Here is a 13,486-nt window from a genome sequence, read left to right as displayed (position 1 = left end):
GTTCCCGCTCAATGTTGGTAGGCAATATGGGTTAGGCCGCAGCCAAGGGCAGCCAAAATAGCACCGCCAGATACGCGATAAACCCGCATAATAACAGAGCGCCCGCCATATGGCCGATTCGATGTGTACGCCCCAGACAAAGCACAGTAAATATCACACTAACAGCGAGCATGACCCAATAATCTCGCTGAAAAGCCTCGGGGTTGATATCACCCGGAGACAGCAATGCGGGAACGCCTAACACAATGACAATATTAAAGATATTTGAACCGATGATATTGCCAACCGCCATATCATTTTCACCTTTTAACGCGCCGGCGATAAAGGTGGCCAGTTCAGGTAAGCTGGTGCCAATGGCAATGACGGTTAGCCCGATAACTAACTCACTAACACCGGCGACTCTGGCGATGACCGTGGCATTGTCGATAATCATTTTGGCTGACAGTGGCAAAATAATGAATGCCAGCACCAGCCATAATAATGCGACAGTATTACTGCTGTCTTGTGGTAGCTCAGCCAATTGCTCGCGGGTGAGAATATCATTTCCTTGCGAATGGGCCAGGCGTGCGATTTTTAGTATCAGAATAATAAAAGCCACGGCTGCCAATAGCAAAATAACACCATCTCCCCGGCTAAGATGATTATCAGCCAGCAGGAAACCACATAATATCGTTACGACTAACATCAAGGGCAATTCGCGGCGTACAATCTCTGAGCGCACGGTCAGCGGGCGTATTAGGGCGGCACCGCCCACTATCAGCAATAAATTGGTAATATTGGAGCCCAACACGTTCCCGACGGCCATATCTGTTTGGTTATTTAGAGCTGCGGTTACTGATACAATCAGTTCCGGCAGCGAAGTGCCAATGCCGACAATGGTCATCCCAATAATGAGTGGCGGGATACCGAAAGAGCGGGATAACACGGCAGCGCCATAAACTAATCTATCGGCACCGTACACCAATAAAACCAAGCCAATGATTAATAGTGTTATCGCAAGAAACATGCAGAGTCCTTTTTTCGATATAATCCTGAACCATTGGCAGAAGTTGGCTGTCGGTAAATGTGAGTCGATAGGCAACAATGACTAAAAATACATTTTTTATGTTTTTTTTACTTACCCCCTAATTTTGACTGTGAGTGCCAGAAAAGTAAAACGTATGGCAACTTTGGCTACGAAAAAACGTCAATAAGTTGCCAGAATACTTCTCAATTGCGCTCGCTAGCGCCATTTGCTGTAACATTGGCGGTATACTCGTCAGACTTCAAGCTGCGTGTGCGTTGGCTGCTTTCGTTCACCCCAGTCACTTACTTGTGTAAGCTCCTGGGGATTTACTCAGGTTGCCGCCTTCCTGCAACTCGAATTATTTAGAGTATAAATGAGTCATAAAAGGCCTAAGGGACGAATGATAATGAACCAATTGGCGTCGAATTTGATAGAGATCCGTGGGATGAGTTTTACCCGTGGTGAGCGCCCGATATTCGCCGATATCAACATGACAGTCCCGCGCGGCAAGGTTACGGCGATTATGGGGCCTTCGGGGATTGGTAAAACCACTCTGTTGCGCTTGATTGGCGGGCAACTGGCACCCGATACCGGTGAAATCTGGTTTGATGGTGATAATATTCCGGCTCTTTCTCGTCAGCGTTTGTATGATGCGCGCAAGAAAATGAGTATGTTGTTTCAATCGGGTGCGTTATTCACCGATTTAACAGTATTTGAGAATGTGGCTTTCCCATTACGTGAACATAGCCGTTTACCTGAAGAACTGCTGCATAGCACGGTGATGATGAAGTTAGAGGCCGTAGGGTTGCGTGGTGCAGCTAACTTAATGCCCGCTGAGCTTTCTGGCGGTATGGCGCGCCGCGCGGCACTGGCGCGGGCAATCGCCCTTGATCCCGAATTGATTATGTTCGATGAGCCTTTTGTTGGTCAGGACCCTATCACCATGGGCGTACTGGTAAAACTGATTGATGAGCTGAATCATGCACTGGGGGTCACCTGCGTGGTGGTTTCCCACGATGTACCGGAAGTGCTGAGTATTGCTGATTATGCTTATATTGTTGCCGATCAGCATGTGATTGCTGAAGGAACACCTGAGCAACTACAAGCCAATGACGATAAGCGGGTGCGTCAGTTCCTCGATGGTATTGCCGACGGGCCGGTGCCTTTCCGTTTCCCGGCGGGCGATTATAAAACTGAGCTGTTAGGTTAATGGATGGAGTATTCATGTTAGTACAGGCATTGGCGTCTTTAGGCCGCCGGGGCATTAATGTCTGCGCATCCTTTGGTCGCGCGGGTTTAATGCTGTTTAATGCGCTGGTTGGGCGGCCTGAACCGCGAAAACAGTGGCCATTATTGGTCAAGCAACTGTATAGCGTTGGGGTGCAATCCTTACTGATTATCGTGGTTTCCGGCCTATTTATCGGTATGGTTTTGGGCTTGCAGGGCTTTTTAATCCTCACCACATACAGCGCAGAAGCCAGCCTCGGGATGATGGTTTCTTTATCATTACTGCGAGAATTGGGGCCTGTAGTGACGGCGCTGCTGTTTGCTGGCCGTGCCGGTTCTGCCCTGACGGCAGAGATTGGCCTAATGAAAGCGACTGAACAGATTTCTAGTTTGGAAATGATGGCGATTGACCCTCTAAGACGAGTGGTTGCTCCTCGGTTCTGGGCTGGGCTTATCAGTATGCCATTATTGACGGCTATTTTTGTCGCGGTGGGCATCTGGGGTGGCTCCGTGGTTGGTGTTGACTGGAAGGGGATTGATAGCGGTTTCTTCTGGTCTGCAATGCAAAGTGCCGTCGAATGGCGCACAGATTTACTGAATTGCCTGATTAAGAGCCTGGTATTTGCCATTACCGTGACTTGGATTGCGCTGTTCAATGGGTATGATGCGATCCCAACATCTGAGGGGATTAGCCGGGCAACGACCCGTACTGTGGTGCATTCATCACTGGCGGTATTGGGATTAGATTTTGTGCTGACAGCACTGATGTTTGGGAACTGAGTCGATGCAAACGAAGAAAAGTGAAATCTGGGTAGGGGCGTTTATACTGATTGCTATTCTGGCGGTCGTATTCCTCTGCTTGAAAGTGGCAGATATCAAATCAGTGGGTAATCAGCCGACATATCGGATTTATGCTAATTTTGACAATATTGGTGGCCTGAAAAACAATTCGCCAGTCAAAATTGGTGGGGTTGTGGTTGGCCGAGTGGCTGATATTACGCTGGACACCAAAAATTACAGCCCCCTTGTGGCGATAGATATCCAGCAGCGCTATAACCATATCCCGGACACCAGTTCCCTGGCGGTGCGCACTTCCGGTTTATTGGGCGAACAGTTCCTGGCGCTTAACGTCGGTTTTGAAGACCCGGATATGGGCACCAGTATTTTGAAAGATGGCGGCGTCATCCAAGACACTAAATCTGCTTTGGTTCTGGAAGACCTTATCGGTCAGTTCTTGTACAAAAGTGGCGGTGATGGTAATTCTGATGCACCAGCCAGTGAACCGGCTGCGGCACCTGCGGCAGCAAATGGCAGCTTGCCAGCAACTCAACATCCTTAAGAGGGTATCGAATGTTTAAACGTTTACTTATGGTCGCGTTGTTGGTGGTAGCCCCATTGGCTAATGCCGTCGATCAAACTAACCCATACCGTCTGATGGATGAAGCTGCGCAAAGAACCTTTACGCGCCTGAAAAATGAACAAGCTAACATTAAGCAAAATCCCGAATATTTACGCACTATTGTCCGCGAAGAATTATTGCCATTTGTTCAGATTAAATATGCAGGTGCATTGGTGCTGGGCAGCTATTACAAAGCCGCCACTCCGGCACAGCGTGAAGCTTACTTCAATGCATTCAGTCAATATCTGGAACAGGCATATGGCCAAGCATTGGCGCTATATCACGGCCAAACTTACGATGTCGCACCAGATCAGCCATTGGGTGATGCCAATATCGTCGCCATTCGCGTGACCATCCTTGACCCTAATGGCCGCCCACCGGTACGTTTAGATTTCCAGTGGCGGAAAAACAGCCAAACCGGCAATTGGCAGGCGTATGACATGATAGCCGAAGGGGTTAGCATGATCAGCACCAAGCAAAATGAGTGGGCCTCTATTTTGCGTCAAAAAGGTGTTGATGGCCTGACCCAACAGTTGCTCATTGCAGCGAAACAGCCAATAACCTTAGATAAGTAGTGATTATGGCGGATGAACTGAAATGGCAGTCACAACAGGGAACACTGATACTGCAAGGTGAATTGGATCGCGCAACGCTGTTACCCCTATGGCAACAGCGAGAAGCATTGTTGGCCGATAAGACGCGCATTGATGTCAGCCAATTACAGCGTGTTGATTCCTCCGGTCTGGCGCTGTTGGTTCACTTTCGTGAACTGCGCGGCAAGCAGGGTGTCTCATTAGCGATTACCGGTGTCAGCGATCGCTTGTCTACCTTGATTGAACTGTATAATTTGCGGGAAGTCATCCCGGTAGAAACAGTTATCTCGGTAAAAACGGCCAGTATCTAGCGATTAGAATTATGTTAGTGGCCTTTTGTGTCGCCTATTGCTAAAGCAAAAAGCTAAAGTTTTTAAGCCCCTGAGCGTAATAACGAAACAGGGGCTTTTCTTTAGTTTCAGAGAAAGCCGTATTCCACTAATATGTTCAACTGATTACGATCCTCTTAAAATAGAATGAATCTTATGGATACTAACGAAATTAAAGACGTGCTGATGCAAGCATTGGCATTACAAGAAGCGCATGTTACCGGTGATGGTAGCCACTTTCAGGTGATTGCTGTGGGTGAGTTATTTGCCGATATGAGTCGAGTGAAAAAGCAGCAGGCAGTGTATGCGCCGCTGATGGAATATATTGCTGATAACCGCATTCATGCCTTATCCATTAAGGCCTATACGCCGCAAGAGTGGCAGCGGGATCGCAAACTAAACGGTTTTTGATGCTGTTGGCTTCTGAATTGCCTACAGGTTTGTCAGGCAGTTTCTTAAGCGGGCAGTGAATTCGAATTTGCCGATCAGTATTTTGACAACGATCAGTATTTTGACAACCAGTATTTTGACAACAAAGAGTGGTCACAATGGATAAGTTTCGTGTGCAGGGGCGGACTCGCCTAAGCGGTGAAGTCACCATTTCCGGAGCGAAAAACGCAGCATTGCCGATAATGTTCGCGGCGTTATTGGCAGAAGACCCGGTCGAGTTGCAAAATGTCCCAAAGCTAAAAGACATTGATACCACTATTAAATTGTTGAGCCAATTAGGCACCAAAATCGAACGTGATGCTTCCGGCTCCGTTTTTGTTGATGCCAGTGGTGTGGATGAGTTTTGTGCACCTTATGATTTGGTTAAAACCATGCGCGCCTCGATCTGGGCTTTGGGGCCACTGGTTGCTCGCTTTGGTAAAGGGCAGGTTTCTTTACCGGGCGGTTGTGCTATCGGTGCGCGTCCGGTCGATTTGCATATCACCGGTTTGGAACAGTTGGGTGCTGAAATCAAGCTGGAAGAAGGTTACGTTAAAGCTTCCGTCAATGGCCGCCTGAAAGGCGCGCATATCGTGATGGATAAAGTCAGCGTTGGCGCAACAGTGACCATTATGAGTGCAGCAACCTTGGCTGAGGGGACTACAGTCATTGAAAACGCCGCTCGCGAACCAGAAATTGTCGATACAGCGAATTTCCTGAATACGCTGGGCGCTAAAATCACTGGCGCAGGTACTGACCGCATAACCATTGAGGGTGTAGCTCGCTTGGGTGGCGGTGTTTACCGAGTGCTGCCTGACCGTATTGAAACCGGGACTTTCCTGGTTGCAGCGGCTATCTCTGGCGGTAAAGTGGTTTGTCGTCAGACTCGTCCAGATACACTGGATGCAGTATTGGCTAAGCTGCGTGAAGCGGGTGCTGATATTGAAATCGGCGAGGACTGGATAAGCCTGGATATGCATGGCAAACGGCCTAAAGCCATTACCTTGCGGACTGCGCCACACCCTGGTTTCCCAACAGATATGCAGGCTCAGTTCAGTTTATTGAACTTGGTTGCAGAAGGAACCGGTGTTATCACCGAAACAATTTTTGAAAATCGTTTTATGCATGTGCCAGAGCTTATCCGTATGGGCGCACATGCAGAAATCGAGAGCAATACTGTGATTTGCTATGGTGTTGAGCAGTTGTCTGGTGCTCAGGTCATGGCAACCGATTTGCGTGCTTCTGCTAGCTTGGTATTAGCGGGCTGTGTCGCTGATGGGGTGACCATTGTTGACCGTATTTATCATATCGATCGTGGTTACGAAGGTATCGAAGATAAATTACGTGCGTTAGGTGCCAATATTGAGCGTATAAAAGGCGAATAGACTTTTTCAAAAAAACGCTTTTTCTAACCGCCCTATAAAAAATGCCAGCCGGTGAGTGACATCAGGCTGGCATTTTTTTGCGATTTTTTTTGCAATTAATACATCCGATTAGGATATACAGCCCCTATGACAACGGCGCTGGCTGCTGTTCAAGCAGCTCATTTTGATCCAATTCGGTAATAGTAATTTGTGCCGTGATTTGCTGACCATTGCGTAATAATAAGACCGGAATTGTGGTTCCAGGACGAATTTCTGCCACCTGATCCATGGTTTCTATCACGGACGTCGCAGGCTTATTATTAACGCTTAGAATAATATCACCCACTTGCAAGTTAGCATTCGCCGCCGGGCCATTTGGCGATATCTTATTCACCTTAATGCCATGTATTCGGTCGCCATTATTACCGCTAGCATTGAATGGCGGATACTCCTCGCCGGTAATGCCAATATAGCCACGGATCACCCGCCCATCGCGAATCAATTTTTCCATCACTTTGGTGGCAAGTGCGGTTGGAATAGCAAAACCGATGCCTTCCGGGGTTTCCCCATTGCTACTTTTATCAAATGAAAGTGTGTTGATCCCCACCAACTCGCCAAGCGTATTGACCAGCGCTCCCCCGGAATTACCCTGATTAATGGAGGCATCTGTTTGGAGGAAATTCTGTCGGCCAGAAGAACTCAAACCTATACGCCCGGTGGCACTGATAATCCCCTGAGTGACGGTTTGACCAAGATTATAGGGATTGCCAATAGCCAGCACGACATCACCAATATGTGGTGTCCGGTTAATATTAATCGGAATAACCTGTAGGTTGACGGCATCAATTTTCAACACGGCTAAATCAGTCAGATTATCTGAACCGACCAACAAGGCTTCTGAGATACGGCCATTTTGTAATGCAACAATGATTTGTTCTGCATTATTGATGACGTGTTTATTCGTCAGGATATAACCCTTATCATTCATGATCACGCCAGAACCTAAGGTTCGAATGGCTAATCCTTCCTGATTAGGGCTTAGGCTACGGTTATAAACATTAACAACGGCAGGGGCAGCCCTGCGCACAGCTTGGTTATAACTGACCGGGGCCTCTTCATCTACGCTATCACCATTGCCCGAAAAAAAGTGGCCGGGGCTGCGGAGCATAGGTATTGCGACCAGCAAGATACCGGCAACAATTAGCCCCAAAATAATAGAACGCAATAGCTTAAGAAACATGAAGTTTAAGGCATGAATGAATAGGTAACGGGAGAATAGCATGAGTTTGGCGGACACAGCATTGTGCTGTGTCCGATTTTTCAGCAAATTAGCGGATTAACAGATAAATATTCTCTTCACCGCGAACGATATTCAGTGCAATTACAGCAGGTTTCGCTTCAATAGCTTTGCGTAACTCGGCGATATCTTTCACTCGCACACGGTTTACGGCAATAATCACATCGTCTTTCTGCAAGCCCGATTGCGCTGCCGGTGAGCCTTTGGTTACGTTCTCAACTTTGACACCCTTGCTGCCACCTTTGATTTCGCCATTGCTCAGTGATGCGCCTTGCAATGAAGGTGATAAGGTATCTGCACTGGTCGATGTTGGGCTGCTGTTCTCCAACGTTACAGCCACTTCAAGCGGTTTGCCATCACGCAATAAACCGACTTTAACGGTTTTGCCCGGCCCGGTGGTGCCTACTTTGGCGCGTAACTCAGCAAAGCTGCTAATGGGTTTGCCATCCACGGAAACTAACACGTCGCCTGCTTTGATACCGGCTTTAGAGGCCGCTGATTTTGGCAGCACTTCACTGACAAAAGCACCGCGCTGCGCATCAATATTAAAGGCTTTCGCCATATCAGCGGTCATTTCGCTGCCACGAATACCCAACAGGCCGCGTTTCACTTCGCCAAATTCAATTAACTGTTGGCTGAGGTTTTGCGCCATATTACTTGGAATGGCAAAGCCGATACCGATGTTACCGCCCCCCGGTGCCAGAATTGCGGTGTTAATCCCAATCAATTCGCCATTCAGGTTGACCAGCGCACCACCCGAGTTGCCTCGGTTGATAGAGGCGTCGGTCTGGATAAAGTTTTCTAACCCTTCCAGATTCAAACCACTGCGGCCAAGTGCGGAAATGATACCGGAGGTCGCGGTCTGGCCGAGGCCAAATGGGTTGCCCACAGCGACGGCAAAATCACCGACTCGCAGGTTATCGGAATCTGCAATTTTAATCGCCGTCAGATTTTTGGCGTCAGTTATCTGCAATAAAGCGATATCAGTTTGTTCATCACGGCCCAGCAATTTGGCATCATATTCACGGCCATCATTGAGCTGAACACGAATTTTATCCGCGTTATTGATTACGTGGTTATTGGTCAGCACATAACCTTTTTCCGCGTTAATGATGACGCCAGATCCCAGCCCTTCAAATGGGCGGTTACTCTCTTTGCCGGTTGGCGCATTTGGGCCAAAGAAGAATTTGAATTCTTCCGGCAAACGTTGCTGCTGTACCTGTGTGCCAGAGACATGGACGCTGACGACCGCGGGCAACACTTTCTCCAGCATAGGTGCCAAACTTGGGACTGATTGCCCGGCAACGGCCGCCGGAAGAGCTGCTGCGTTTACCATAGGAACAGATGCGAGACCTAAGCCGACACTCATTGCCAGCGCACTAAGAAATAATGACTTTTTCTTCATTGATTTAAACTCTCTCAATACCTAACGGTGAATGAATAGGGTAGATGGCTACTACAGGCCCGGTGTAAATTCAGACTCTGAATGAGCTAAAAAATTCACTTATTTCAAAAGGCTATTGCTGTTCTAAAAATAAGCACCCTAAGATGTCACTTGATATAGGGGTTAGCGTAAAGCAATTCAAGGAGAGGTAGGTATAGAAGTGTAAATGTGCTGACCGCGGCGATGTGCGCCGCAGTCAGCTTGATATGCCCGTCATACTTCAAGCTGCATGTGCGTTGGTTAAACTCAATAACCCGAATCACTTACGACAGTAAGCTTATCGGAGTTAATGAGCCTCATCCCTGAGACTCACCCAGCGGGCAGCATAAATGCTGTTCAAATCGCTTCCCGACCGATTTGTATCTCGCTTGCCGCCTTCCTGCAACTCGAATTATTTAGGGCATAGATAGAAGTTTAGCTTAGTCCCGGGTCTGATGTTCCGGACGCAGTAAACCGGATGCCCCTTCGGAGTAGTCACGAGGTGGCATTTTGACCGGTGCCTGATCATTATCTGCTTCAGATTCTGTCAGACGGTAGCGGAACGGATTATCTTGCATTGGCAAGTCTGGCAACAAGTTATTGGAGCTTTTCGCCATATGCTGATAAAGCTGGCGATAGTCGCGAGCCATGTTATCGAGCAACTCGGCACTGCGGGCAAAATGCCCAACCAGTTCCTGACGATATTCTTCCAGATCTGATTTACTTTTCTCCAGCTCATTTTGCAGCACTTGCTGCTGACGCAATTTACGATTGCCAAAGCGCATAGCCACCGCGCCAATCACAATACCAACAACCAACCCAATAAGCGCATACTCCCAGGTCATAATGACTCCTTTTTTGACTTCATTGTTCAGCAGGGCTTTTTCACTTAATAATACCCACTATAACCGTTAACCTTGTCTGAGTGGAATCCTGATGCAACATTGCCTATGGTTATCAGGCTTTTTCCGCAGTAGCAGAGTCGGTAAATGCTGCGATTACCCGATAAATCAGCAAGAAAGTACCGCGAAAAGTAGATAACTATTTTATCAGAGATTATTTTTATCAGGGATTATTGATAAACATGCAACCGAGTTCACCTATAGCACTTTACCAGCAAGCAATTGATGCTGGCGACTATCAATCTGATGACGTCCAGCGGCGTACTGTCGCACGGCTGGACACTCTTTATCAGGAATTGAATCAACGCCAAAGCACGCCTGCGGTCAATGTAGGTATCCGAGGGCGTTTGAGCCGCTTACTGGGCCGGGGCGCGTCAAAAACGCCAATACGCCCAGCTCAGGGCTTATATATGTGGGGCGGTGTCGGGCGGGGTAAAACTTGGCTGATGGATATGTTTTTCCACAGCTTGCCGGGTGAACGTAAGCTCCGCCTGCATTTCCACCGTTTTATGTTGCGGGTGCATCAAGAGCTAACAACATTGCAAGGTCATGAAAATCCATTAGAAATTATTGCTGATGGTTTCAAGGCTCAAACTGATGTGCTGTGTTTTGATGAATTTTTTGTTTCGGATATTACTGATGCCATGCTGCTGGCGACATTGCTGGAAGCATTGTTTGCCCGTGGGATCACACTGGTTGCGACGTCCAATATTCCACCGGACGATTTGTATCGTAACGGTTTGCAGCGCGCTCGCTTCTTGCCGGCGATTGAGCTTATTAAGCAATATTGCGATGTAATGAATGTCGATGCTGGTATTGATTACCGCCTGCGCACATTAACTCAGGCTAATCTCTACCTGACACCGCTTAACCCGCAGACTGAACAGGCGATGGAGGATATTTTCGTCAAACTTGCGGGGAAAGAGGGCGAAAAATCCCCGATACTGGAAGTTAATCACCGGCCTTTACCGGCGATTTGCTCGGCGCAAGGCGTTCTGGCAGTTGATTTTCATACACTGTGTGAAGAAGCACGCAGCCAACTGGATTACATCGCGCTCTCTAAACTCTATCACACCGTATTACTGCATAATGTCCATAAGATGGCGACGCGGGATGAAAACACCGCCCGGCGTTTTCTGGCATTAGTTGATGAGTTTTATGAGCGGCGGGTGAAATTGATCATTGCAGCAGAGGCTTCAATGTTCGAAATCTATTGTGGTGAAAGGCTTAAATTTGAATATCAGCGCTGTTTATCACGATTACAAGAGATGCAAAGTGAAGAGTATCTCTCTTTACCGCACCTGCCGTAAGCGCATTTGTGGTAAAAGCTATCTGCGTCTCAGTTATTCACTTTATAGGCATTAAAATGCTATTCTGTGGTGGGCGATTATTCTTCGCCCTAACTTAACATGTTTAATTTATACCTTTCTCGCCAAAAACAGTTCGATCTTTGACGTCGACTTCTCTATAATCTTGCGACCCCACGTTACAACAAAGTTTTTTTCCCAGAACTTTGTATAGTGCCAGCATTGGCTATTCGAAGGGGTAGGTTTGCTGGACTGATGGTCGTGTGAGCCTCAACTGTTTTTGAACGTTTGGGTGTTCACCAACGTGTAACTTATTAATTGGGTAAGCTTTTATAATGAAAACTTTCACAGCTAAACCAGAAACTGTAAAACGCGACTGGTATGTTGTTGACGCGAATGGTAAGACCTTGGGTCGCCTCGCTACTGAACTGGCTAGTCGCTTACGCGGCAAGCATAAAGCGGAATACACCCCGCACGTTGATACTGGTGATTACATCATCGTTCTGAACGCAGAAAAAGTTGCCGTAACCGGTAACAAGCGTACAGACAAGATTTATTACCGTCACACCGGTCACATCGGTGGTATCAAACAAGCGACCTTTGAAGAGATGATTGCCCGCAGTCCTGAGCGTGTGATTGAAATCGCGGTTAAAGGCATGCTGCCGAAGGGTCCGCTGGGCCGTGCAATGTATCGTAAACTTAAAGTTTATGCAGGTACTGAGCACAATCATGCGGCACAGCAACCGCAAGTTCTGGACATTTAATCGGGATTATGGCAATGGCTGAAAATCAATACTACGGCACTGGTCGCCGCAAAAGTTCTGCTGCACGCGTTTTTCTTAAGCCGGGTAGCGGTAAAATCGTTATTAACCAACGTAGCCTTGAAGTTTACTTCGGTCGTGAAACTGCCCGTATGGTAGTGAATCAACCGTTGGAACTGGTAGACATGGTTACCAAGTTTGACATGTACATCACTGTTAAAGGTGGTGGTATTTCAGGTCAGGCTGGCGCTATCCGTCACGGTATCACCCGTGCACTGATGGAATATGACGAATCTCTGCGTGGTGAACTGCGTAAAGCTGGCTTCGTAACGCGTGATGCGCGTGAAGTTGAGCGTAAGAAAGTGGGTCTGCGTAAAGCACGTCGTCGTCCACAGTTCTCCAAACGTTAATTTTTTGCCTTTACGGCATCAGATTAATGGTAAAAACCCGGTGTCTCACCGGGTTTTTTTATTTGTTTTAAGCCAGATCAATCGCTAAAAGTACCCTTCCGCTATTTTATTCATTATATTTTTGCCGCTAACCCGTTGTCAGATAGACAATTGTTCATGAAATCGCAGCACCATCCCCACAAAACATGCAAAATCTGGTAAACTATCACTCACTTTTGTGCCTGTTCGGCGAACTGTTGGCGTCCGTGTATCTCCCTGGCTGAATTATTTTCTCGACCAAGGCTTATTTACGGCAGCAACGACCATGATTGCGAACCGGCTGTAAAACGACTCAGGATAGCAACGTCACCGTGGGCTATTCGCATTGTTTTTTCTAGATAATCTTGGAGGTTTTCATGGCTGTCGCTGCCAACAAACGTTCGGTAATGACGCTGTTTTCCGGCCCGACCGACATTTTTAGCCATCAAGTACGCATCGTACTGGCGGAGAAAGGTGTCAGTGTTGAGATTGAGCAGGTTGAAGCTGATAATCTGCCGCAGGATCTGATTGACCTCAATCCCTACCAGACCGTCCCTACTTTGGTTGATCGCGAGCTGACGCTGTATGAATCCCGCATCATCATGGAGTATCTGGATGAGCGTTTTCCTCACCCGCCATTGATGCCGGTCTACCCTGTAGCACGCGGTAGCAGCCGTTTGATGATGAACCGCATTGAGCAGGATTGGTATTCACTACTGGCGAAAATTCAGAAAGGCAATGCGCAAGAAGCGGATGCTGCTCGTAAACAATTACGTGAAGAACTGCTGACTATTGCACCAGTGTTTAATGAAATGCCTTTCTTTATGAGTGAAGAGTTCAGTCTGGTCGATTGTTATCTGGCTCCTCTGCTGTGGCGTTTACCAGAATTAGGTATTGAATTCACTGGCGCAGGTTCTAAAGAGCTGAAAGGCTATATGACACGTGTGTTTGAGCGTGATGCATTCCTGGCTTCTTTGACTGAAGCTGAACGTGAAATGCGCCTGCAAACCCGGGGTTAATT

General features: G+C 47.6%; 15 protein-coding genes. 11 read left to right on the top strand and 4 right to left on the bottom strand.

Annotated elements, in window-relative coordinates; translation table 11 throughout:
* Positions 1-31: 31 nt before the first annotated feature.
* Positions 32-1,006: a calcium/sodium antiporter gene (locus tag DXZ79_RS17910; protein ID WP_038638739.1), complete on the bottom strand. Its 975-nt coding sequence runs from the start codon at positions 1,004-1,006 to the stop codon at positions 32-34.
* Positions 1,007-1,412: 406 nt separating this feature from the next.
* On the opposite strand from DXZ79_RS17910, the gene mlaF reads away from it, so the two are divergent.
* The 7 genes from mlaF to murA all read left to right on the top strand — a co-directional run bounded on the left by mlaF (position 1,413) and on the right by murA (position 6,368).
* Positions 1,413-2,216, top strand: a complete 804-nt coding sequence (mlaF, locus tag DXZ79_RS17905) for a phospholipid ABC transporter ATP-binding protein MlaF (protein ID WP_038638742.1) — start codon at positions 1,413-1,415, stop codon at positions 2,214-2,216.
* A gap of 14 nt (positions 2,217-2,230) precedes the next feature.
* On the top strand, positions 2,231-3,013 hold the full coding sequence (gene mlaE, locus DXZ79_RS17900; protein WP_038638744.1) for a lipid asymmetry maintenance ABC transporter permease subunit MlaE: 783 nt from the start codon (positions 2,231-2,233) through the stop codon (positions 3,011-3,013).
* Positions 3,014-3,017: 4 nt separating this feature from the next.
* Positions 3,018-3,572: an outer membrane lipid asymmetry maintenance protein MlaD gene (gene mlaD, locus DXZ79_RS17895; RefSeq protein ID WP_050292042.1), complete on the top strand. Its 555-nt coding sequence runs from the start codon at positions 3,018-3,020 to the stop codon at positions 3,570-3,572.
* A gap of 11 nt (positions 3,573-3,583) precedes the next feature.
* On the top strand, positions 3,584-4,207 hold the full coding sequence (gene mlaC / locus DXZ79_RS17890; protein ID WP_038638750.1) for a phospholipid-binding protein MlaC: 624 nt from the start codon (positions 3,584-3,586) through the stop codon (positions 4,205-4,207).
* A 5-nt stretch (positions 4,208-4,212) separates the two neighbouring features.
* The gene (mlaB, locus tag DXZ79_RS17885; RefSeq protein WP_120011650.1) at positions 4,213-4,536 is read left to right on the top strand and encodes a lipid asymmetry maintenance protein MlaB; all 324 of its coding nucleotides are present in this window, start codon (positions 4,213-4,215) and stop codon (positions 4,534-4,536) included.
* Between the two features lie 174 nt (positions 4,537-4,710).
* The gene (gene ibaG / locus DXZ79_RS17880) at positions 4,711-4,965 is read left to right on the top strand and encodes a BolA family iron metabolism protein IbaG (RefSeq protein ID WP_004710915.1); all 255 of its coding nucleotides are present in this window, start codon (positions 4,711-4,713) and stop codon (positions 4,963-4,965) included.
* Positions 4,966-5,102: 137 nt separating this feature from the next.
* Entirely contained in the window at positions 5,103-6,368 is a 1,266-nt protein-coding gene (murA, locus tag DXZ79_RS17875; RefSeq protein WP_038638756.1) for a UDP-N-acetylglucosamine 1-carboxyvinyltransferase, read from the top strand.
* Positions 6,369-6,492: 124 nt separating this feature from the next.
* On the opposite strand, the gene degS is transcribed toward murA, so the two are convergent.
* From degS to zapG, 3 genes are all read right to left on the bottom strand, one after another.
* Positions 6,493-7,587: an outer membrane-stress sensor serine endopeptidase DegS gene (gene degS, locus DXZ79_RS17870; RefSeq protein ID WP_038640010.1), complete on the bottom strand. Its 1,095-nt coding sequence runs from the start codon at positions 7,585-7,587 to the stop codon at positions 6,493-6,495.
* Between the two features lie 88 nt (positions 7,588-7,675).
* The gene (gene degQ, locus DXZ79_RS17865) at positions 7,676-9,049 is read right to left on the bottom strand and encodes a serine endoprotease DegQ (RefSeq protein WP_038638759.1); all 1,374 of its coding nucleotides are present in this window, start codon (positions 9,047-9,049) and stop codon (positions 7,676-7,678) included.
* Between the two features lie 458 nt (positions 9,050-9,507).
* Complete coding sequence (gene zapG, locus DXZ79_RS17860; RefSeq protein WP_004392014.1) at positions 9,508-9,912, bottom strand: Z-ring associated protein ZapG; 405 nt, start codon at positions 9,910-9,912, stop codon at positions 9,508-9,510.
* Positions 9,913-10,151: 239 nt separating this feature from the next.
* On the opposite strand from zapG, the gene zapE reads away from it, so the two are divergent.
* The 4 genes from zapE to sspA all read left to right on the top strand — a co-directional run bounded on the left by zapE (position 10,152) and on the right by sspA (position 13,484).
* On the top strand, positions 10,152-11,279 hold the full coding sequence (gene zapE, locus DXZ79_RS17855) for a cell division protein ZapE (protein WP_120011517.1): 1,128 nt from the start codon (positions 10,152-10,154) through the stop codon (positions 11,277-11,279).
* 332 nt (positions 11,280-11,611) lie between these two features.
* A complete protein-coding gene (rplM, locus tag DXZ79_RS17850; protein WP_004710905.1) occupies positions 11,612-12,040 on the top strand; it encodes a 50S ribosomal protein L13 in 429 nt (142 codons plus the stop codon).
* Between the two features lie 14 nt (positions 12,041-12,054).
* On the top strand, positions 12,055-12,447 hold the full coding sequence (gene rpsI / locus DXZ79_RS17845) for a 30S ribosomal protein S9 (RefSeq protein ID WP_005162424.1): 393 nt from the start codon (positions 12,055-12,057) through the stop codon (positions 12,445-12,447).
* A gap of 395 nt (positions 12,448-12,842) precedes the next feature.
* Entirely contained in the window at positions 12,843-13,484 is a 642-nt protein-coding gene (gene sspA / locus DXZ79_RS17840) for a stringent starvation protein SspA (RefSeq protein WP_004392010.1), read from the top strand.
* Positions 13,485-13,486 lie beyond the last annotated feature (2 nt).

Origin of the sequence: Yersinia rochesterensis (assembly GCF_003600645.1) — a bacterium.
GTDB classification, from domain to species: domain Bacteria; phylum Pseudomonadota; class Gammaproteobacteria; order Enterobacterales; family Enterobacteriaceae; genus Yersinia; species Yersinia rochesterensis.
Note: the sequence above shows the minus strand (reverse complement) of the source record. Positions and strands in the feature narration are given on the sequence as shown.

Coding starts and splice junctions, on each gene's coding strand:
- DXZ79_RS17910 (WP_038638739.1), bottom strand. CDS start 1,006: ATGTTTCTTGCGATAACACTATTAATCATTGGCTTGGTTTTATTGGTG.
- mlaF (WP_038638742.1), top strand. CDS start 1,413: ATGAACCAATTGGCGTCGAATTTGATAGAGATCCGTGGGATGAGTTTT.
- mlaE (WP_038638744.1), top strand. CDS start 2,231: ATGTTAGTACAGGCATTGGCGTCTTTAGGCCGCCGGGGCATTAATGTC.
- mlaD (WP_050292042.1), top strand. CDS start 3,018: ATGCAAACGAAGAAAAGTGAAATCTGGGTAGGGGCGTTTATACTGATT.
- mlaC (WP_038638750.1), top strand. CDS start 3,584: ATGTTTAAACGTTTACTTATGGTCGCGTTGTTGGTGGTAGCCCCATTG.
- mlaB (WP_120011650.1), top strand. CDS start 4,213: ATGGCGGATGAACTGAAATGGCAGTCACAACAGGGAACACTGATACTG.
- ibaG (WP_004710915.1), top strand. CDS start 4,711: ATGGATACTAACGAAATTAAAGACGTGCTGATGCAAGCATTGGCATTA.
- murA (WP_038638756.1), top strand. CDS start 5,103: ATGGATAAGTTTCGTGTGCAGGGGCGGACTCGCCTAAGCGGTGAAGTC.
- degS (WP_038640010.1), bottom strand. CDS start 7,587: ATGTTTCTTAAGCTATTGCGTTCTATTATTTTGGGGCTAATTGTTGCC.
- degQ (WP_038638759.1), bottom strand. CDS start 9,049: ATGAAGAAAAAGTCATTATTTCTTAGTGCGCTGGCAATGAGTGTCGGC.
- zapG (WP_004392014.1), bottom strand. CDS start 9,912: ATGACCTGGGAGTATGCGCTTATTGGGTTGGTTGTTGGTATTGTGATT.
- zapE (WP_120011517.1), top strand. CDS start 10,152: ATGCAACCGAGTTCACCTATAGCACTTTACCAGCAAGCAATTGATGCT.
- rplM (WP_004710905.1), top strand. CDS start 11,612: ATGAAAACTTTCACAGCTAAACCAGAAACTGTAAAACGCGACTGGTAT.
- rpsI (WP_005162424.1), top strand. CDS start 12,055: ATGGCTGAAAATCAATACTACGGCACTGGTCGCCGCAAAAGTTCTGCT.
- sspA (WP_004392010.1), top strand. CDS start 12,843: ATGGCTGTCGCTGCCAACAAACGTTCGGTAATGACGCTGTTTTCCGGC.